Annotated in this window: 17 protein-coding genes; 13 read left to right on the forward strand and 4 right to left on the reverse strand. The window is 38.5% G+C overall.

The features are described 5' to 3' along the window. Window positions 1-130: 130 nt before the first annotated feature. From OVA16_RS06375 to hutH, 8 genes are all read left to right on the forward strand, one after another. Complete coding sequence (locus tag OVA16_RS06375) at window positions 131-2,230, forward strand: peptidylprolyl isomerase (protein WP_267764287.1); 2,100 nt, start codon at window positions 131-133, stop codon at window positions 2,228-2,230. A gap of 126 nt (window positions 2,231-2,356) precedes the next feature. Continuing rightward, complete coding sequence (locus OVA16_RS06380; RefSeq protein WP_267764289.1) at window positions 2,357-2,872, forward strand: DUF2480 family protein; 516 nt, start codon at window positions 2,357-2,359, stop codon at window positions 2,870-2,872. A gap of 117 nt (window positions 2,873-2,989) precedes the next feature. Further along, the gene (locus OVA16_RS06385) at window positions 2,990-3,763 is read left to right on the forward strand and encodes a DUF3108 domain-containing protein (protein ID WP_267764292.1); all 774 of its coding nucleotides are present in this window, start codon (window positions 2,990-2,992) and stop codon (window positions 3,761-3,763) included. A gap of 148 nt (window positions 3,764-3,911) precedes the next feature. Beyond that, window positions 3,912-4,481 carry a DUF3109 family protein gene (locus OVA16_RS06390; protein WP_267764293.1) on the forward strand — a complete coding sequence of 190 codons (570 nt, stop codon included), beginning with the start codon at window positions 3,912-3,914 and terminating at the stop codon, window positions 4,479-4,481. 67 nt (window positions 4,482-4,548) lie between these two features. Beyond that, complete coding sequence (gene rfbB / locus OVA16_RS06395) at window positions 4,549-5,601, forward strand: dTDP-glucose 4,6-dehydratase (RefSeq protein WP_267764294.1); 1,053 nt, start codon at window positions 4,549-4,551, stop codon at window positions 5,599-5,601. Next, complete coding sequence (gene rfbD / locus OVA16_RS06400) at window positions 5,602-6,468, forward strand: dTDP-4-dehydrorhamnose reductase (RefSeq protein ID WP_267764295.1); 867 nt, start codon at window positions 5,602-5,604, stop codon at window positions 6,466-6,468. 28 nt (window positions 6,469-6,496) lie between these two features. Further along, window positions 6,497-7,357: a glucose-1-phosphate thymidylyltransferase RfbA gene (gene rfbA, locus OVA16_RS06405; protein ID WP_267764296.1), complete on the forward strand. Its 861-nt coding sequence runs from the start codon at window positions 6,497-6,499 to the stop codon at window positions 7,355-7,357. 153 nt (window positions 7,358-7,510) lie between these two features. Continuing rightward, window positions 7,511-9,001: a histidine ammonia-lyase gene (hutH, locus tag OVA16_RS06410; RefSeq protein ID WP_267764297.1), complete on the forward strand. Its 1,491-nt coding sequence runs from the start codon at window positions 7,511-7,513 to the stop codon at window positions 8,999-9,001. A gap of 272 nt (window positions 9,002-9,273) precedes the next feature. Here hutH and OVA16_RS06415 read toward each other — a convergent pair whose 3' ends face one another. Together OVA16_RS06415 and OVA16_RS06420 are read right to left on the reverse strand one after the other, a co-directional pair. After that, entirely contained in the window at window positions 9,274-11,580 is a 2,307-nt protein-coding gene (locus OVA16_RS06415) for a TonB-dependent receptor (RefSeq protein WP_267764298.1), read from the reverse strand. Window positions 11,581-11,695: 115 nt separating this feature from the next. Then, window positions 11,696-12,025, reverse strand: coding sequence for a hypothetical protein (locus OVA16_RS06420; RefSeq protein WP_267764300.1), 330 nt, complete (start codon window positions 12,023-12,025; stop codon window positions 11,696-11,698). Window positions 12,026-12,227: 202 nt separating this feature from the next. On the opposite strand from OVA16_RS06420, the gene hutU reads away from it, so the two are divergent. From hutU to OVA16_RS06435, 3 genes are all read left to right on the forward strand, one after another. Further along, the gene (gene hutU / locus OVA16_RS06425; protein ID WP_267764301.1) at window positions 12,228-13,868 is read left to right on the forward strand and encodes a urocanate hydratase; all 1,641 of its coding nucleotides are present in this window, start codon (window positions 12,228-12,230) and stop codon (window positions 13,866-13,868) included. A 177-nt stretch (window positions 13,869-14,045) separates the two neighbouring features. Further along, window positions 14,046-15,347 carry a voltage-gated chloride channel family protein gene (locus OVA16_RS06430; RefSeq protein WP_267764302.1) on the forward strand — a complete coding sequence of 434 codons (1,302 nt, stop codon included), beginning with the start codon at window positions 14,046-14,048 and terminating at the stop codon, window positions 15,345-15,347. A gap of 57 nt (window positions 15,348-15,404) precedes the next feature. After that, window positions 15,405-16,034: a hypothetical protein gene (locus tag OVA16_RS06435; RefSeq protein ID WP_267764303.1), complete on the forward strand. Its 630-nt coding sequence runs from the start codon at window positions 15,405-15,407 to the stop codon at window positions 16,032-16,034. Window positions 16,035-16,089: 55 nt separating this feature from the next. Here OVA16_RS06435 and OVA16_RS06440 read toward each other — a convergent pair whose 3' ends face one another. Further along, window positions 16,090-16,683, reverse strand: a complete 594-nt coding sequence (locus tag OVA16_RS06440) for a transposase (protein WP_267764304.1) — start codon at window positions 16,681-16,683, stop codon at window positions 16,090-16,092. A 284-nt stretch (window positions 16,684-16,967) separates the two neighbouring features. Further along, a complete protein-coding gene (locus OVA16_RS06445; protein WP_267764305.1) occupies window positions 16,968-17,567 on the reverse strand; it encodes a hypothetical protein in 600 nt (199 codons plus the stop codon). Between the two features lie 178 nt (window positions 17,568-17,745). Between OVA16_RS06445 and OVA16_RS06450 the strand changes: the two genes are divergently transcribed. Together OVA16_RS06450 and OVA16_RS06455 are read left to right on the forward strand one after the other, a co-directional pair. Continuing rightward, entirely contained in the window at window positions 17,746-20,139 is a 2,394-nt protein-coding gene (locus OVA16_RS06450) for a PIG-L family deacetylase (protein WP_267764306.1), read from the forward strand. A 45-nt stretch (window positions 20,140-20,184) separates the two neighbouring features. Next, entirely contained in the window at window positions 20,185-20,502 is a 318-nt protein-coding gene (locus OVA16_RS06455; RefSeq protein ID WP_267764307.1) for a GxxExxY protein, read from the forward strand. Window positions 20,503-20,555: the final 53 nt, after the last annotated feature.

Below are 20,555 nucleotides of genomic sequence, written 5' to 3' on the forward strand. Positions count from 1 at the left end.
TTTGCGCTATATTTGGCTACTGTATCTTGCTAGTTTTCAACTCAAAAAACAATTGAAATTTAATATTTCCTAATTTGTTTCAAATTTGTATCTTGCGCCCTCTTAAAATAAAATTAATATAAAGAATAATATGGGTTTAATGACTTTCATGCGTACCAAAATGGGCTATTTCTTGGTAGGAGGTATCGCAGTAGTATTGGCGTTATTTGTTTTAGAACCACTATTGCAACAAGGTACAGCAATATTTGGTGCAAGTTCAAGAACCGAGGTAGGTTCTATTGATGGCGAAGCTATTAAATACGATCAATTTAATGCTAAAGTAGAGCAAACTTCTGCTCAGTTTAAGCAACAATATGGTGGCGTAATGAACGCACAAATGCAAGCAATGGCGGTAGACCAAGCTTGGCAATCAGAAATTGCTACCGTGGTTTTAGGTAAAGAATTTGAACGCGTTGGTTTAACCGTATCTGCAGATGAGCTTTTCGATTTAATCCAAGGTAAAAATCCAAGCCCATTAATTACCCAATATTTTGGCAACCCACAAACTGGCGAGTTCGATAGAGCAGCGGTAATTTCTTCTTTAAAATCAAGAAATCAAAACCCTCAATTGGCTCAGCAATGGTTGTTGTTAGAAAGTGAAATCGAAAAACAGGCTTTACAACAAAAATATACCAAATTGATTAGTAACTCTGTTTACGTTTCTAGCCTTGAAGCAAACGACGAGTATATCAATCGTAACAAACTGGTAAACTTTAAATATGTAAACCTTGACTATAGCTCTATCTTAGATGCTAACGTTAAGCTAGAAGATGCAGACTATAAAGCTTACTACGAAGAAAACAAAAAACGTTTCGATAATCCTCAAGAAACAAGAGATTTGCAATATGTATCTTTCAGCATTCAGCCAACTGCTGCTGATAGCGCAATTGTAAAAACTCAAGTAGAGAAGTTGGCGGCAGATTTCAAAACTACGCCTAACGATTCTTTATTTGCAGCTAACAATTCGGATGTGAAAGTGCCTTATACTTACCTTTCTAAAGGCAAGTTAGATCCAGCAGTAGATTCAGTAATCTTTAATTATCCAGTAGGCAGTTTCTACGGACCTAAATTCTCAGGTAACTCTTATAAATTAGTTAAAGTGGTTGATAGCCGTTTCTCTCCAGACTCGGTAAAAGCTAGCCATATCTTAATTAATCCAGCACAAGTTGGTGGCGATGCAAAAGCAGTTAAGTTAGCAGATTCGTTAAAAGCATTAGCGCAAGGCGGAAGTAGCTTTGCTGACTTAGCGAAAAAATATAGTGTTGATGGTTCTAAAGACCAAGGTGGCGATTTAGGTACTTTCGCTCGTGGTGCAATGGTTCCTGAGTTTGAGAATGCAGCTTTTGATGGCCGAACTGGCGATATCAAAGTGGTTAAATCTCAATTCGGCATCCACGTTATCAAAATCGAAAAACAAGTAGGTTCTTCTAAAGTAGTGAAGTTAGCTTACATTGAAAAAACTTTAGCACCTAGCCAAAAAACAAGAGATGTAGCTTACAAAAAAGCAAATGCTTTCTTAAGTGAAGTTAAATCTGATAACTTTAGTGCTTTAGCTCAAAAGCAAGGTTACACCGTTGGATTAGCTGATAGAATTACGGCTACACAAGGTTATGCTCCAGGTTTAGACAATCCACGCCAGTTAATTAGAGATGCTTACGAGGCAGATAAAGGCGAGGTTTTAGCTCAAGTTTACAACATGGATAACGCTTATGTAGTTGCTCAGGTAACTAGCATTAAGCCTAAAGGTCAGCTTTCTTTAGAAGATGTGAAGAAACAAATCGAGCCTCAGGTTTTAAATGCTAAAAAAGCTAAAATGTTAACCGAGAAATTTGACAAAGCATTGTCAGGTGCTTCAAATATCAATGCGGTAGCCTCTAAAGTTGGCAAAACAGCCATTCCGGTTCAAAATATGGTATTTGCAAATCCAATTATTCCAGGTTTATCACAAGAAAATAAAGTGGTAGGCGCTGTGTTTGGTTCTCAAGTTGGTAAATTATCTAAAGCTATTACCGGCGAGAGAGGTGTATATGTTTACGTTGTAGACGGTTTTACAAACCCTGCTCCTTTGGCAAATACATTTAAACAAAAAGAAAGCATGCTAATGAACATTAGCCAACGTGCATTGGGTAGTGCTTTCCAAGCATTGCAAGAAAAAAGCGATATAAAAGACAATAGAGTGAAATTCTATTAAGCTTATTTACTTAATTTTGTAACCGTCTCGATTTTCCATCGGGACGGTTTTTTTATTTTAAGGGAATTAGTTTTCGGCTCCTTTGCCACTTTAAACTTTTGACTTTACACTTTTGACTTTTGTAAAATGGATATTCAAGAAAACATCGTAAATAAAGTAGCGGCCAGCGGATTGATTACCTTTAACCTAGAAGACTATCTGGATAAAGGCGAACGTGTGCTGTATGATATAAAAGACAATCTTTTTCACGGATTAATGTTGCGAGAGAAAGATTTTCGTGAGTTTGTAAAAGAACACAACTGGCAACAATATCAAGGCAAGAACGTGGCAATAATTTGTTCTGCGGATGCTATTGTGCCTACTTGGGCTTATATGTTGCTGGCCAACAAAATGAAACCTTACGCAAACGATATTGTATTTGGTAATTTAGATTTGTTAGATACCATATTGTTCTCTAAAGCACTGACGAAAGTAAATTTAGAAGATTATGCCGGTCAGAGAGTGGTGGTTAAGGGTTGCGCAAATCCTCAAATTCCAGTTTCTGCCTATGTAGAAATTACAGCTTTGCTTACCCCGGTGGTTAAAAGTATCATGTACGGCGAGCCTTGTTCTACAGTTCCCATTTACAAGCGCAAGGATTAACGAAGAGAACGAGATAACGACACTATTGATGAAGATGTATGTATATTTAACTTCTAGTGATCTAAATAACTAAACCTGTTTACAAAAGTTTGGATTGCTTTTTGTTTTAGTAACCGTATGAGAAAATTGTCGTTAATATTAGCCTTGGTGGCAATAACTAATTTTGGGTTTGCCCAAGAGCTTCCGGTAAAAAAAGAGGCTGCTTTTAAAGAAGGAGAGGTTTTAAGCTATAAATTGAAATACGGTTTTATCACTGCGGCAGAAGCTACGATAAAAGTAGAAGCTTCTGATATGAAATTTGATGGCAAGCCAACCTACAAATTGGTGGTAGATGCACGTACATCGGGCACTTTCGACGTGTTCTATAAAATTAGAGATCATTACGATTCGTATATCGATAAGACAGAACTAACCCCTTATTTTTATCAAGAAGATGTAAGAGAAGCCAAATATCGTAGGCAAGATAAAGCAAGGTTTTACCAAGATGGCAAAAAAGTAATAGCCAACAAAGGCACATTTGCCACACCTACCACACAAACTTTCGATTTGGTTTCTGCCTATTATTTTGCCCGTAGTTTAGATATGTCTAAGATTAAGCTTAACGATACCTTTAAGCTAAACTATTTCTTGAGCGATGAAATCTCTGCGTTGGAAATAAAATATGTAGGTAAAGAAACCATTAAAACAAAGCTAGGAAATATCAGTTGTCTAAAATTTAGTCCATCTATTAAGCCTGGACGTATTTTTAAAAAGGATAGTAAGTTGTACCTTTGGATTACCGACGACGGTAACCGAGTTCCGGTAAAAGCACAGGTGGAAATTTTGGTTGGTTCGGTAACGTTAGAAATCAAATCGGCCGAAGGCTTGAAATACCCGATAGGAAAGGGTTAATTGTTTTTGGTTAATCGGTTAATGGTTTTAATCGCTTAGCTGTAGTGCAAAATGGCTAAGCAGAACTTTTTGCTGATGATTTTGAATGAAGTAACAGTTAACCTCCCGATAGCTATCGGGGTACGCAGTTTAAACAATTAACCATAAAATGATAGAAGTTCAAAGTACCTTATTGCATGAAGATCTAATTAACGAAGATTTTGTATGTAATTTAAGCAAGTGTAAAGGAATTTGTTGTGTAGAAGGAGATTCGGGTGCACCTCTTGAACAATCTGAAAAAGCAATTCTGGAAGAAATCTATCCAAAAATTAAACATTTGTTAGCCCCAAAAGGCATTGCAGCCATCGAAGAATATGGAACTTCTGTATTAGATGTAGATGGAGATTTAACTACGCCTTGTGTAGACGGGCATAAAGAATGCGCTTATGTAACCTTCGAAAACGGCATTACCAAATGTGCTATAGAAAAAGCTTACGAAGAAGGAATTGTAGATTGGAAAAAGCCTATTTCTTGTCACTTATACCCTATTAGAATTACAAAATACCCTGAATTTGAAGTGTTGAATTACGATAGATGGCATATCTGTAAAGACGCTTGTTCTTTTGGTCGAGAACTGAAAGTACCTGTTTACAAATTCTTAAAAGATCCCTTGATTAGAAAGTATGGTGCCGAGTGGTATACCGAGCTAGAAGATAATATTGCTGCAAATGCTGAATAAATAATCAAAAGCATCTCTTTAATAGATAGTTTCTTATATTTTTGCAACCAACAAGATAAATATCGCTTTGAAGAAAATATTAATTACAGGAGGTGCGGGTTTTATTGGTTCGCATGTAGTACGTAGGTTTGTAAATAACTACCCAAATTATCAAATTGTAAACCTTGATAAACTAACTTATGCTGGTAATCTGGCTAATTTGAAAGATGTCGAAGACAAGCCAAATTACAGCTTTGTTAAAATCGATATTACAGATGCAGCAGCAATTAACGAGTTGTTTAAAGAAAGCAATTTTGATGCAGTAATTCACTTGGCTGCCGAAAGCCATGTAGACCGTTCTATTACCGACCCAACTGCATTTGTAATGACCAACGTAATTGGTACGGTAAATCTTTTAAACGCAGCCAGAGAATACTGGAAAGGCGATTACGATAAAAAGAGATTTTACCACGTAAATGCTGATGAAGTTTATGGCGCTTTGGGAGAAACAGGAATGTTTACCGAAACTACGGCTTACGATCCGCATAGTCCTTATTCGGCTTCTAAAGCAAGTTCAGATCATTTTGTAAGAGCGTATCATGATACTTATGGTTTAGACTGCGTGATTTCTAACTGTTCTAACAATTACGGATCGCATCATTTTCCAGAAAAGTTAATTCCTTTAGCTATCAATAACATTAAAAACAATAAGCCTGTGCCTGTTTATGGTAAAGGCGAAAATGTGAGAGATTGGCTTTGGGTAGAAGATCATGCAAGAGCAATTGATGTCATATTTCACGAAGCTAAAACTGGTGAAACCTATAATATTGGAGGGCATAACGAGTGGAAGAATATTGATTTGATTCACTTGTTGTGTAAAATCATGGATCAAAAATTGGGTCGTGAAGAAGGAGAATCAGCAAAACTAATTACCTTTGTTACCGATAGAGCTGGTCACGATTTACGTTACGCTATCGATTCTACCAAACTTCAAGAAAAACTGGACTGGGTGCCTAGCTTGCAATTCGAAGAAGGCTTAGAAAAAACCGTAGAATGGTATTTGTCTAACGAAGAATGGTTAAGTAATGTAACCTCGGGCAATTATCAATCATATTACGAAAAGCAATACAATCATAAATAAATGGCTAAAGTACTGGTAATAGGTGCTGGCGGTCAGTTGGGTCAGTCCATCAAAAAAATTGTAGCTCAGCGAAGCATTACAGAAGTGGTATTTCCTGATGAGGGCGCTGCAAATATTTTAAATGTAGCCGATCTTTCATCGCTTTTTAATCAAGAAAAACCCGCTTACGTAATTAACTGCGCAGCTTATACCGCCGTAGATAAGGCAGAAGACGAAGCTGACATTGCGAAGGCGGTAAACGAAACTGGTGCTAAGAATTTGGCGGAACTATGTAAGGAACATCAAGCTACGCTAGTACACATCTCTACCGATTTCGTATTCGAAGGCAATGACATCAAGCTATTGAATGAGGACGACGTGGCTAAACCAATTAGTGTGTATGGCGCAACAAAGTTGGACGGGGAACTGGCTATCGCCGAAGAACTAGATCAGCATATCATTCTTCGTACCAGTTGGTTGTATTCTGAGTTTGCAAATAACTTTGTGAAAACCATGTTGAAATTGGGTGCTGATCGTGATGAATTAAACATCATTGCAGATCAGGTAGGTACGCCAACTTATGCTATCGATTTAGCCAATACCATTTTCGATATCATACAAAATCCTGAAAAAAAATACGGGGTTTACCATTTCAGTAACGAAGGCGTAACCTCTTGGTACGATTTTGCTAAAGCAATTTTTGATTTGAGTGGTACGCAGGTTAATGTAAACCCAATTCCTACAAGTGCTTATCCAACAAAAGCGACACGTCCGCACTTCTCTGTGATGGATAAAACAAAGATTAAGAGAGATTATAACATAATCGTACCTTATTGGATGGACAGCTTGAAGGAATGTATAGAGCAACTTCGACTAAACAACCAATAACCAAACAACAAAAAAATCCAATTCAATCATGAAAGGAATAATATTAGCTGGCGGAAGCGGCACGAGATTGCATCCATTAACTTTGGCTACAAGCAAGCAGATGATGCCTGTTTACGATAAGCCTATGATTTATTACCCATTGTCTACTTTGATGTTGGCAGGGATCAATGAAATCTTAATTATCTCCACTCCGCATGATTTGCCAAATTTTGAGAAGTTGTTGGGCGATGGGAGTACATTGGGATGTAAATTTAGTTATGCAGTACAACCTGAACCGAACGGTTTGGCGCAAGCTTTTGTAATAGGCGAGGAGTTTATTGGTAAAGATAAAGTGGCCTTAGTTTTAGGCGATAACATCTTTCATGGTGATGGTATGGCTAAATTGCTGCAAAACAGTGCCAATCCGGATGGTGGAGTGGTGTTTGCTTATCAAGTATCAGATCCGGAAAGATATGGTGTGGTAGAGTTCGATAAAGACAATAAGGCAATTTCTATTGAAGAAAAGCCTGCACAGCCTAAATCTGATTATGCAGTACCAGGTTTATATTTCTATGATAACGATGTGGTAGAAATTGCAAAAAACATAAAACCATCGCCCCGTGGCGAGTACGAAATTACCGACGTAAATAAAGTTTACCTAGAAAGCGGCCGATTGAAAGTAGGTGTTTTAAGTAGAGGTACAGCTTGGTTAGATACCGGAACTTTTGCTTCGTTAATGCAAGCCGGCCAATTTGTTCAAATTATAGAAGAAAGACAAGGTTTAAAAATTGGATGTATCGAAGAAATTGCTTATCGTATGGGATACATTACCGCAGATCAACTGAGAGAAATTGCTAAGCCATTAGTAAAAAGTGGTTATGGCGAATATCTGTTGAAGATTGTGAAGTAGGATGGCCTCATTGGCCAATTGCTAATTACACTAGATAATTTTGAAGCCGCCAGTTTGAAGATACCTTGTCTTTAAACTGGCGGCTTTTATTTTGTATTAACATATTTAAAGTTTGTCATTATTTATACATTTGAGCCACCAAATGAAACTGATATGACCGTGTACGAAATTGGCGTTGATAGGCTAACGATTTCTGCTATTCAAGAAATTATTCAATCGTCGCAAAATATTGCTTTATCGGCTATTGCCAAAGAAAAAATCATTAAATGCAGAAAGTATTTAGATGATAAAATGAGCAAAACCGAAGAACCGATTTATGGAATTAATACGGGTTTTGGTTACCTGCAACATGTAAAGGTAGCAGCAGATCAACTTACCCAACTTCAACATAATTTGCTGTTATCCCACGCTTGTGGAACAGGTAATGAAGTGCCAAAGCCAGTTGTAAAATTGATGCTATTGTTAAAAATTCAATCGTTAAGTTATGGACACTCTGCCATTGCTTTAACTACCATACAACGATTGGTAGATTTCTATAATCACGATATTTTGCCAGTAGTTTATACCCAAGGTTCCTTAGGTGCGTCTGGAGATTTGGCTCCTTTAGCGCATTTGGCACTTCCATTAATTGGGGAGGGAGAAGTGTGGTATAAAGACCAAAAAATCAGCACCGCTCAATTATACGAACAATTAGGTTGGCCGCCACTAACTTTACAAAGTAAGGAAGGTTTAGCGCTTATTAATGGCACGCAATTTATGAGTGCTTATGGCGTACACTGCTTGTTAAAAGCGCAGCATTTGTTGGCATGGGCCGATGCCATTGCCGCTACCGCCATTGATGCTTTTGATTGCAGGATTGACCCATTTTTAAATCTTAGCCATGTCATCCGTCCGCACCAAGGGCAGTTGGCAACCGCAGAGAATATTAAGCAATGGCTGGAGGGAAGTGAGTTAATTACACAATTAGGTAAACAAACGCAAGACCCTTATTCGTTCCGTTGCGTGCCGCAGGTGCATGGCGCTAGTAAAGATAGTGTTCGGTATATCCAGTCGGTTTTCGAAACAGAGATCAACTCGGTAACCGATAATCCAAACGTATTTCCAGATGAAGATTTGATCATTTCTGCTGGTAATTTCCATGGCCAACCATTGGCCTTAACCTTGGACTTTCTGTGTATGGCATTGGCCGAAATTGGTTCTATCTCGGAACGAAGAACCTTTCAATTGATTTCGGGAACACGAGGTTTACCACCATTTTTGGTAAAAAACGCAGGTTTAAACTCGGGTTTGATGATTACACAATATACTGCGGCTTCTATTGCCAGTGAGAATAAGCAATTGTGTACACCAGCTTCAGTAGATAGCATTGTAAGTAGCAACGGACAGGAAGATCATGTGAGTATGGGTGCCAACGCAGCCACCAAATGTTTACGTGTGGTAGAAAACTTGGAGCGCATTTTAGCCATCGAGTTAATTACGGCAACACAAGCTTTGGAATTGAGAAGGCCACTCAAATCATCATTAAAAATCGAAAAACTGTTGAGCGATTTTAGAGCGGTGGTGAGCTTTAACGAGGCGGATAGGTTGTTGGCGAAAGATATACAATCGGCTGTTCAATTTATTCGTAGCGAAGCTTGTAATTAACAGGCTTGGCAAATAACAATAACGAGTAGAATAATATAAATCATAAGATTATTGATTTAGAAAAGTTAAGCCCAATCTTGTGCTTTCGACGACCGAAGGAGGAGAACCATAGCTCTACGAAGTAAAATCTAACAAATAGTTGCGATGTGCTAGATTTAGCTCTACGTTCGAAATGACGGCAATAGAAATGAGACTTACGAAGTTTTCAAAACTTCGTAAGTCTGCGTCTTGGGTATAAAGCCTCCCCTTTGGACAGGTTGGAGGGGCTTTTTTTACAACGGCACGCTAATTCCAAAACTTACATTACGGCCAGGGTTGTAAATTTTGGCCAATTTATAACGACTTAAATGGTTATAGTAAAGTTTATTAGTTAGGTTTTGTCCGGTTACCCAAACGTTTAATTTTCCTTTTTTGGTTTTAAATGAAGTTCCAATTCCGGCATCAAACAGCGTGTAGCCATCAGTTTCTGTTTCAAAGGCATCAATTCTATCTTGTTTAAAAACATTAGTTAAACCTACCTTAATAAAACTATCATTTAATCCTTTGATGCTTGGCTCAAAACGAATTTCGTTATTTAAGCTTGCTGCAGGGATAAAAGGCAAAGGAGAATTGGTTGCGTTGTTGGTACCTTTTACGTAAGCAAAAGTGTTTTCAAAATGCAGCGCTTTTACCAAGTGAAAATCTACCGATGCCTCGCCGCCAATCAAACTGGCATCTGTTTGTAAAAAGCGATAAACAGGCAGGGTTTCTGTGTTGCCATCATGGTCTGTAGCCACAATGGTCTCGCCATTTAAATTGCTCAGGTAAATGTAATTATAGATTTTATTGCTGTAAGCATTTAAGCCTAAAGTGATGTTTTCTGCCTGATAAGTCAAACCTAAATCGAACTGTAAACTCGTTTCTTGTTTGAGGCTGCTGTTACCAATTTCGTACCTAAAAGTACCTTCGTGTTTGCCGTTGGCGCCTAGTTCTGCAATGTTTGGTGCTCTAAATCCAGAACCAATATTTCCTTTTAGGTTTAAGTTTTTAGCAATATCAAAAGCAAAACCCAAAGAACCTGTGAAATTTGAAAAGCTATTATCGAAAGCACTAAATACCTGATCTTGATGATCGCCATGATCTTCGAACAAATCTTTACCATCAATTTTTTTGTAATCGTAACGTACACCAGCATTGATTGCTCCGTTTTCGAAATTACGTTTCAAATAGGCAAAAGCACCAACGTTATTGCTGTTATAATCTGGTACTAAAAACTCTTCGCCGCTATTTCTGTTGGTTTGGTACATACCCTGTAAACCAATGGTTGGCTCCCATACGCCATTGTTGGCAAAAGAATATTTCACATCGTAAGTGTAAGAGTTCAAACCCAAGTTTAAACCTGGCTCGTCTTTAGTTTCTTCAAACTCCTTTCTAATGTTACGCTGAAAAGCAAAGGTAGATTTTAACTGTCCGCCGCCAAGTAATACGTTACTATTTAAGGCTGCACGATAGTGGTTAATGTTTTGGAAAGGCAAATTTAATGAACGTGATTTCGCTTCACTTTTACTAATTACATTTCCGTCTTCGTCCAAGAAATTTCCATCTTCATTTGGCCCATCTTCTACCAAGCCAATGTTGGTGGCAAAGCGAGATAAACTCAAATGCGTATAACCCCAAGTTTTGTTTAAGCCCAACATGGCACTGGTATTGATTTCGTTAAAGCCTGCGTTTGGTACGATTTGATTTTTATACCCAAAACCATAAGCATTTTTGTAAGACACACGCCCGCGGTAAACAAAGCCATTGGTGTTACCTTGCATCATTAATGAGGACGCAGTTAAGCCGCCGTTGGTGTTGTAGTTGGTCGTGAAGTTACCGTTGTAAGTTCCTTCAGCAGGTACTAAATCATCAATAATGTTAATGACACCACCCAAAGCATCAGAACCGTAAAGTAAACTCGCTGGGCCTTTCAGTACCTCGATACGAGCAGCAGAAAATTGATCTACTTGCACTCCATGTTCGTCGCCCCATTGCTGGCCTTCTTCTCTTGCGCCATCAACCATGGTTAGTACACGGTTGTAACCTAAACCTCTAATGGTGGGTTTAGATATTGCACCACCAGTAGTTACTTGCGAAACTCCGGGCACTTTGGCAATCGCATCTACCAGATTGGTGGCAGCAGATTGTGCCAATTTATCACGGCTAACCGATACTACTGCCAAACTGTTGGTCTTGTTGTTGGCACTAAAAGGAGTTCCGGTAATCACTACCTCTGCACTTTCAATTACAGAGGGCTCTAAAGCAAAGCTGATGTCTTGCTGTGCAGCCAAGTCAATTAGCTTCGATGAAGTTTTGTAACCTAAATAACGAACTTCCAATAAAAATTTCCCCTTTGATGGGATGTTATTGAAAGTAAATTCGCCATTGGCATTGGTGCTGGTACTGGCTTTTAAATCAGAAATATATAAGGTAGCACCGGCTAAAGGTGCTTGTGTATTGGCGTCAACTACTTTTCCTTTAATGCTAACTAATGAATTAGCAAACGTATTTAAAGATAGCAATAGGCCAAAAACAGTTACTAAAATTTGTAACCTTTTCATAAACGAAAAAATATAGCTCAACGGATTTAAACCATTGAGGAGTAAATAATAGGATAATTTGGAAATGCTTAATCATCGCCATTAGTGGCAGGTAAGCAAAAAATAGGTAGGTTGTTTATGAAAAGCTCGGCGGCCCACGTAGGCAACTAGCAATAACCTCGGTAAATGAGTTACCAACCAATGGGTAAACTGGCTTAACGGGATTACTTTTCAAGTAAATCAGGTAATTTTGAAAATCTGCTGTAAAGTTCTTCTCAAAATGCGCTTTACAAATCAAACAAGTTTCGGCAGATGTTTTTACGTGTACAGTATGCGTACAGTTTTTTTCGTGAACGATGGTTTCGCTCTCATGATGATGCAAGGCTCCCCAAGGCGTAATGGCTAACGAAAATATCGCTAAGATTACTACCGCAGAAAATTGTTTTAAGAAATGACGTTTCTTCACTCGCATTAGAATGCAAAATTAATCAAATAATAATTATTCCTTAGATTTGAAACTGTAACAATGGAGGTATTTTAGATTTTAGAATTACGATTTTAGATTTCTATGACTAATTCGTTAATTAGATGAACCACCTTAGACACCTTAGTCCATTTAAGTCTTAGGGTTCTAATGTGGTTTAAATCAAAAAGCATAACCAAAATATATGAACCTGAGAGAAAGTCAAACACCGCATGGCGCAACCTTAAATTGTAAAGGTTGGGTGCAAGAAGCAGCGCTGAGAATGTTGTTGAACAATCTGGATCCAGCGGTTGCCGAAAGACCCGAAGATTTAATAGTATATGGGGGAAGAGGGAAAGCCGCTAGAAATAAAGAGGCGCTGGAACTCATCATCAAAGCATTGAAAAACTTGGAGGATGATGAAACTTTACTTATACAATCTGGAAAGCCAGTCGGGATTTTGCCCACGCATAAAGATGCGCCAAGAGTGTTGATATCCAATTCGCAATTGGTGCCAAAATGGGCTACACAACAACATTTCGACGAGTTGGAAGATAAAGGCTTAATGATGTATGGACAAATGACTGCTGGTTCGTGGATTTATATTGGTTCGCAAGGAATTGTGCAGGGAACTTACGAAACCTATGCCGCTTTGGCTAAAAAACATTTCGATGGAAATTTGAAAGGAAAGCTAAACGTAACTGCCGGCTTAGGTGGGATGGGCGGTGCACAACCTTTGGCCATTACCATGAATGAAGGTGTTTGCCTAGCGGCAGATGTGGAAGAATGGCGCATTCAAAAACGTTTAGAAACCAGGTATATCGATGAAATTGCTTACGATATTGATGAAGCGATTGATAAAGCACTACAATATGCAAAAGAACAAAAAGCATTGTCGATTGGTGTAGTTTGTAATGCAGTAGAACTTTTACAGCGATTGATTGACAGGAACATTACACCAGATACTTTAACCGACCAAACCTCAGCGCATGACCCTTTAATTGGATATTTCCCGGAAGGATTAACGGTGGCTGAAGCTACGGATTTACGTGAGAAAAACCCTGAAGAATATACTGAACGGAGTTATGCCACGATGGCGAAACACGTAGAACAAATGTTGGAGCTACAAAAACGAGGAGCAATTACCTTTGATTATGGTAATAATTTACGTGGCAGAGCCTTGGAAGTTGGTGTGAAAAATGCTTTTGATTTTCCTGGTTTTGTGCCCGCTTATGTACGTCCGTTGTTTTGCGAAGGTAAAGGGCCTTTCCGTTGGGCAGCGTTAAGTGGCGACCCTCAAGACATCTACGAAACCGATAAAGTAATTTTAGAATTATTCCCAGAAAACGAAAGCTTGAAACGCTGGGTTACCATGGCGCAAGAACGAATTGCTTTTCAAGGCCTGCCTGCTAGAATTTGTTGGTTAGGGCAGGGCGAACGAGAGAAAGCAGGCTTGGCATTTAATAAGTTAGTTGCCGATGGTAAGGTAAAAGCACCAATCGTAATTGGTCGAGATCATCTGGATACTGGTTCTGTAGCTTCGCCAAACAGAGAAACCGAGGCCATGTTAGATGGCTCGGATGCCGTGGCTGACTGGCCAATTTTAAATGCTTTAATTAACACCGCTGGTGGTGCAAGTTGGGTATCGTTACATCACGGTGGTGGTGTGGGCATTGGTTATTCTATCCACGCTGGAATGGTAATTGTGGCCGATGGAACAGAAGATGCCGCTAGAAGGTTGAAACGTGTGCTGCACAACGACCCTGCGATGGGAGTAATTCGCCATGCTGATGCAGGCTATGATATTGCAAAAGACACATTACGTAAACATCGGTTGGGGCTGTAATTTTTTACCACAGATGCAAAAATGTTTTTATCTTCATTAAATATTGAATTTTATCTGTGCATCTGTGGCTAATTATTGCTTAATTTGCATTAAGGAAATGGTGTCTTCCTATTTGAACCGCCCTAAAAAGCTGATGGCGCCTGGTTAATAAATGATTCACATTTAATCAGGAAAATTATGCCTAAACATCTTAAAACAATCAGTAAAACAAGTAAAATTCATTTCTCTGCCTTTTTTAGAAAATACGGTGTCCTGCCATATCTGCTCAAATGGATTTTGATAACAATCGTTATTGGTGGGCTCATCGGCACCGCATCGGCTGGGTTTTTACAGTCTTTAAATTGGGTAACTAATTATCGTGAAGCCAATTTATGGATCATCGCTTTGCTGCCTATAGCAGGTTTGGGTATTGGTTTGCTTTATCATTATTATGGTAAAGAAGTAGCCGCAGGCAATAATTTGTTAATTGATGCCATTCATGAGCCGAAGCAAACCATTCCGTTTAAGATGATGCCCTTTGTATACGTGGGTACCATCATTACACATTTGTTTGGTGGCTCGGCTGGTAGGGAAGGTACGGCGCTACAAATGGCGGGTGCTATTGCAGATCAATTTAGCAAGCCATTTAAACTAACCAAAGAAGAGCGAAGAATATTAATTATTGCGGCCATTGCGGCTGGTTTCGGTTCGGTTTTTGGTACTCCTTTGGCGGGAGCCATATTTGCCATGGAGTTTTTCTTGATTGGAAAATTAAAATACGACGCTATTTTTCCAGCTTTTGCCGCAGCCGTTATCGCCGATGTGGTTACTAAACTTTGGGGCACGCCGCATACGCATTACCATATTGATGTTGTACCTGAGATGTCATTTGCGAACCTCGCATATACCGTTATTGCAGGTGTTGCTTTTGGTTTGTGCGCAGCTGCTTTTAGTAAAGGCATGCACTTAAGTAGCTCCATATTTAAAAGAATAAAGTATCCGCCACTGCGCCCCGTAATTGGTGGTGTAATTTTAGTTGCAATTATTTATTTATCGGGTACCACAAAATATATTGGTTTGGGCGTACCTACTATTGTCGAAGCCTTTGAGCATGAAATGCCGATGTACAGTTTTGCGATAAAAATGGCACTAACGATACTAACGTTGTCGGCAGGTTTTAAAGGCGGAGAGGTAACGCCACTATTTTTTATTGGTGCTACATTAGGCAGTGCCCTCGCTTTCTTCCTTCCGCTGCCTGTAGCCTTAGCCGCTGGAATAGGTTTTGTGGCTGTGTTTGCGGGTGCCACCAATACGCCCATTGCCTGTACACTCATGGCTATAGAATTGTTTGGTGCACAATGTGGTATCTACGCCGGTATTGCTTGTGTGGTTTCATACATATTGTCTGGACATACTGGTATTTACGGCCAACAGGTTATTGGCGAGCCCAAGCACAGAAGGTACTTGTTTTATACTGGTAAACGTATCGATGAAATTTAAAAAAATCCTCGTTAATTGGTATGTTGGTATTCCTAAAATATCTGTATATTCGAACCCATGCAACACCACAATTTCGACGTCGATATCGTCATTCCTTCATCAAAACAAAAAGTAAAAATTACGGCCGAAGCTATTGAGGTAAACCAAACACGTATTGCATGCGGTGACGTAGCCGCAGTTAAATATGGCGTATCTTTAATAGGTCCAGTAAAAAAGCCTATTAAAAAGAAATACACGATAGATGTAAAAAGCAAAGATGGTAAATCGGTGGGAATACAGTTTGAAAGTAGTAAAGTTGGAGACTTGCTAGAAGAAGACCATACTTATTATTACATCATGTCGGGCTTGTGGCAGTACGTAAAGAAGCAATTGGTAAGCGAGTTTATCGATAAGTTAAACGAAAAGGAGAAATTGGAAGTTGGTGCAGCCAAATTCGATTATCAAGGATTTGAAGTGTCGTACAAAACATGGTTTTTAGGTAAGACCAAAACAGCCATTTTGCCTTGGAGCCAAACCAAATATTTCTTAGACAAAGGCATTTTGCATGTGCAAGATATGTACGATAAGAAAAAGAATATCAATGTGAGTTTGCATAACGATTGGAATGCGGTGGTTTTAAATACCTTGTTGCATTATCTATCACAAGAGCATAGAAAAGAGAAACTCGAAAAAGGAGAGAAGATATAGTGGAAGCCCCGAATTTTGTTCGGGGCTTTTTTATGGGTTTTGTTTGGTTAATTTTTTATAAAAGATGGAATTTATCTTTTTCCCAATTAGACGGATTATTTCTGATATAATTTGAAATGTTTTCGTAGGCCTTTTGGTCGCGGATGATATGGTCGTGATAACGAGGTTGCCATGCAAAATTAGGATTTTGTGTACGGGCCAATTTGGTTACGCCAATTTTAAATCCCCGAATAATTGATGGTAAGTTTTGAGATTGTGGGCCAAATGTATTTTTTGCACCGTCTGGTAGAGACACAAAATCTTGTGTCTCTTTTGATTCCATGTCATCAGGAGACGCAAAATTTTGCGTCTGTACACCCAGCGTATCAATATCCATTTTATCAATAATGATAATCCCATGAATATGATTAGGCATCACCACAAATTCATCCAATATCACGAAAGGAAAATGTTGAGGTATTTCATTCCAGCATTGTTGGGCAATTTTGCCAAGAGCAGATAAATGCATTTCACCATTAATTATCTTTCCGAAGTAATGCTTTCGTTGATCGGTACAAATGGTAATAAAATAGGCTGCATTAGCTCCATAGTCCCACCAAGAGGCTCTTGCAGATGGAATTCGGTATTTATTCTGAAATTTCTCCGTCATCGTCAATAGGTTTTTGATGCGTATTAAAGATAACACAAAAACAAAAAGACAATGAATCAAAAATAGAAGTCCATAAATTTTTGAAGGATTAAATTTGCCAGTATTAATGCTGCAGCACGTTTCTGCTTTTTTGGGGAAGCCTAGAAACATGAAACGGTTAAAATTAAGATAAAAGGTACTTTGAGATACCTAGTAAAGCTTGGCTTAACAAACTTCAAAATATGATCTCGTTAGCAAATCATATCTTCATTTTTGATACCAACTCTATCAATGGTAATTTGTTATTAAAGCAAAATCTTGCTGCTCACTTCCTTATCTATGGTAATGTAGCCAGGGTATTTTACTAGGCCGCCACCAACTTTAATTGATGGACGGATTTTTAAGGTAACCAAACCTTTTTTCTCCGAACCATTGGTAGCACCGCTGATAAAAGCACCGATGTCATCAACCATTTTGTTATCGGTTAAAAATTGATAGATGTTGGCATTTACCTGAACAGGAACCAACGTAGTCTGTCCAGCACCAACATTCACGCTTTGGTCAACCGAACCATTAAAAACTTCTTGTCGGTTAATTAGTACAATGTAATCGAAATTATTGATGGCGGCTAAAGCGTTTGTTGGGTTGGTAATTTCTAAATTCAGCTTTGCTCTAAGCGGAATATCTTTCCTTAATAAACCTAGAGCTAAGCCCGGAATATTTACAGCAGATGCGTTTCCACTTTGAATAATTTTTTTAACGTCGGCACCTGCAATGGTAATATTTGTGGCATCTGTTAGACGATAATCGCATTTTCCTAATGCCTTTATTTGTTGTGCTTGCTTGTTGATACCGCATGATCCTAACCCTAGGATAATGAAGCATGCTAAAAATAAATTTTTCATTTTGTGTGTGTTATTTATGCCACAGATGCACAGATTTTTCAATTTTTAAAAGTTTTATTATCAATGTTTATCTGTGTATCTGTGGCTTGTAAAATTATAGTTTCAGTTATGCAAACAGCGTTCCATTTCCGAATGCTTTTACAAAAATTAACTATTTTAGCCATACAACCAATACACAATGAACATCAAGACATTTTTTCTTGCCGCTATGTTACTGCCATGCTTTGTAAAAGCGCAAATGCAACAGTTAAATAGTGCAGAAATTGCTCAAGGTATCGCTAGTCTTTCGGTAAAAGGTAGCGTACTTTATATTGCCGCTCATCCAGATGATGAAAATACCAGATTATTGGCTTACTTAGCTAAAGAGGCCAAAGTAAGAACCGCATATTTATCATTAACCAGAGGTGATGGCGGACAAAACCTAATTGGAAATGAACAAGCAGAACTGCTGGGTCAAATTAGAACGCAAGAACTTTTAGCGGCTAGAAAAGTTGACGGTGCTGAACAGTTTTTCAGTAGAGCGAACGATTTTGGTTTTTCTAAAACTTCGGCAGAAACTTTTAAAATTTGGGGTAAACAACAGATTTTAGCGGATGCGGTTTGGATTATCCGAAAATTCAGACCAGATGTGATCATTACTCGTTTTCCGGAAGATACCAGAGCGGGGCATGGTCATCATGCTGCATCAGCAATTATTGCAAGAGAAGCTTTTATAGCTGCGGCAGATCCAAAGCAATTCCCTGAACAATTAAAAAATGGAGTAACGGTTTGGAAAGCAAAACGCATCTTGTGGAACACCTATAATTTTGGCGGAAATAATACTACTGCTCCCGATCAATTGAAAATGGATGTAGGAACCTTTAATCCTTTGTTGGGTAAAAACTACGGAGAGATTGCGGCAATCAGTCGCACCAATCATAAAAGCCAAGGTTTCGGTTCTGCGTTGCAAAGAGGGGAAGCTTTCGAATATTTTAGCCATACGGCAGGTGAGGCAGCAAAAGTTTCTTTATTCGATGGCATCAATATCTCCGTTGAAAACAAACAGATTTTGGCTTTATTAAAGGAAATTCAGCAGCAATACAAAATTAATCAGCCATCAGCATCGCTATCAGATTTGCTAAAACTCAAAAAAATAACTGTAAACGAGCAGCAATTTAATCATCAGCTATTAGATGAAATCATTTTGGCCTGCGCTGGCTTATGGGCAGAAGCAGTTGTGCCAGATGCGAATTATGCGGTGGGCGATAGCATTCCAGTAACCATAAGTGCCATCTACAGAACTTCGGCTCCGATAAAAATTAGCGGTCAGTTAAACGGCAGAAATATGGTTTTGCAAGACAATCGTCTTTCATCGATGAAGTATAGTGTAAAAGCAGAAAAATCGGATATCACTCAGCCATACTATCTCAAGAAGGAACATCCTATTGGTTATTACGTGATCGATGAACAAAAGGAAATTGGCTACCCCGAAAATCCAAATGGCTTAACTGCTAAAGTTCAGTTTGCTATTGATGGAGAAAAAATAGAAGTAAGTTTACCCATTTTCTTCAAATCCACCGATCCAATTAAAGGCGAGCAATATCAACCTTTGGTAATTGCGCCAAAAGTAACGGCAACCTTAAGCGACCAAGCTTATCTTTTCGTAAACGGTCAGCCAAAGACGATAGAAGTAAATTTAAAAAGCTTTACCAAAAATGTAGTTGGAGATTTAATCCCTGTTTTACCTGCCGGATGGAAAAGCAGTCCAGATAAAATTAGCTTCAACTTTGCGCAAAAAGGAAATGCACAATTGGCTGTCTTTACAATTACACCAGCTGCAAACTCAACATCGGCTGTGCTAAATTTGCAAGTGAAAATTGCTGACGAAATAGAAAGCAGAGGACTTAAAACTATTCGCTACGACCACATCCCCGATATCAATTTGTTTCCAAATGCTACTGCTAAACTAGAAGTTGCCGATTTGAAAATAGCGGGCAAACGTGTAGCTTACATTGATGGTGCGGGAGATTTGGTAAGCAGTGCATTGCAGCAAGTTGGTTACGAATTAACGCATTTGAATGCATCGCAAGTGTTGTTAAGTAACCTATCAAGCTACGATGCAATTGTGATTGGTGTACGTTTTTTCAATGTAAACGAAGAAGGAAAAAATGTACATGCAAAACTGATGGATTACGTTAAAAATGGCGGTGTTTTGTTGGAACAGTACAATGTTAACAATGGCTTAAAATCAGCTGATTTTGGACCTTATCCTTTTAGGTTAGTAAACAAAAGAGTAACCGAAGAAGATGCAAAAGTTACTTTCATCAAACCTAATCATGCGGCATTAAATCAGCCAAATCAAATTACTGAAAAAGATTTTGACGGCTGGATACAAGAACGAGGTTTGTACTTTGCAGATGATATAGATTCGAAATATGAAACTATTTTAAGGATGAATGATACAGGCGAGGTGGCTAACGATGGTTCATTGCTCATTGCAAATTACGGTAGAGGGAAATTTGTTTATACTTCTTTATCGTTCTTTAGGCAGTTGCCGGCAGGGTGTGCCAGGTGCATATCGTTTGTTTGCTAATTTGTTGGCAAAGCCACTTTGATTTTTCTGATTAATTGATTTCCTATGATTAATGAACAGTACAAATATTCAAAGCTAACTGCAAAAATTATACGGTTTGCAATGAATGTGCACAGTACGCTTGGTAACGGATTTCAAGAAGTGATTTACCAACGAGCGTTAGAAATTGAGATGCGACTGGAAAACCTCAAATTTAATCGTGAATTTGAAATGCCTATTTTCTACAGAGAACAACATATTGGTACACGTAGAGTTGATTTTTTGGTTGAAGGCGTGATTTCTGTCGAGCTTAAGGCAAGAACAGTAATAGAGGACGTACATTTTGCACAAGCAATTAATTATTTAGAAGCCTACAATCTATAGATAGGTTTGCTAATCAACTTTGGCGAAAGAAGCTTGAATTTTAAGCGTCTAAA

The organism is Pedobacter sp. SL55, from assembly GCF_026625705.1.
Classification (GTDB): Bacteria; Bacteroidota; Bacteroidia; order Sphingobacteriales; family Sphingobacteriaceae; genus Pedobacter.

Coding starts and splice junctions, on each gene's coding strand:
- OVA16_RS06380 (WP_267764289.1), top strand. CDS start 2,357: ATGGATATTCAAGAAAACATCGTAAATAAAGTAGCGGCCAGCGGATTG.
- OVA16_RS06430 (WP_267764302.1), top strand. CDS start 14,046: ATGCCTAAACATCTTAAAACAATCAGTAAAACAAGTAAAATTCATTTC.
- OVA16_RS06455 (WP_267764307.1), top strand. CDS start 20,185: ATGATTAATGAACAGTACAAATATTCAAAGCTAACTGCAAAAATTATA.
- hutU (WP_267764301.1), top strand. CDS start 12,228: ATGAACCTGAGAGAAAGTCAAACACCGCATGGCGCAACCTTAAATTGT.
- OVA16_RS06435 (WP_267764303.1), top strand. CDS start 15,405: ATGCAACACCACAATTTCGACGTCGATATCGTCATTCCTTCATCAAAA.
- OVA16_RS06390 (WP_267764293.1), top strand. CDS start 3,912: ATGATAGAAGTTCAAAGTACCTTATTGCATGAAGATCTAATTAACGAA.
- hutH (WP_267764297.1), top strand. CDS start 7,511: ATGACCGTGTACGAAATTGGCGTTGATAGGCTAACGATTTCTGCTATT.
- rfbA (WP_267764296.1), top strand. CDS start 6,497: ATGAAAGGAATAATATTAGCTGGCGGAAGCGGCACGAGATTGCATCCA.
- OVA16_RS06440 (WP_267764304.1), bottom strand. CDS start 16,683: ATGACGGAGAAATTTCAGAATAAATACCGAATTCCATCTGCAAGAGCC.
- OVA16_RS06375 (WP_267764287.1), top strand. CDS start 131: ATGGGTTTAATGACTTTCATGCGTACCAAAATGGGCTATTTCTTGGTA.
- OVA16_RS06445 (WP_267764305.1), bottom strand. CDS start 17,567: ATGAAAAATTTATTTTTAGCATGCTTCATTATCCTAGGGTTAGGATCA.
- OVA16_RS06385 (WP_267764292.1), top strand. CDS start 2,990: ATGAGAAAATTGTCGTTAATATTAGCCTTGGTGGCAATAACTAATTTT.
- rfbD (WP_267764295.1), top strand. CDS start 5,602: ATGGCTAAAGTACTGGTAATAGGTGCTGGCGGTCAGTTGGGTCAGTCC.
- OVA16_RS06415 (WP_267764298.1), bottom strand. CDS start 11,580: ATGAAAAGGTTACAAATTTTAGTAACTGTTTTTGGCCTATTGCTATCT.
- OVA16_RS06450 (WP_267764306.1), top strand. CDS start 17,746: ATGAACATCAAGACATTTTTTCTTGCCGCTATGTTACTGCCATGCTTT.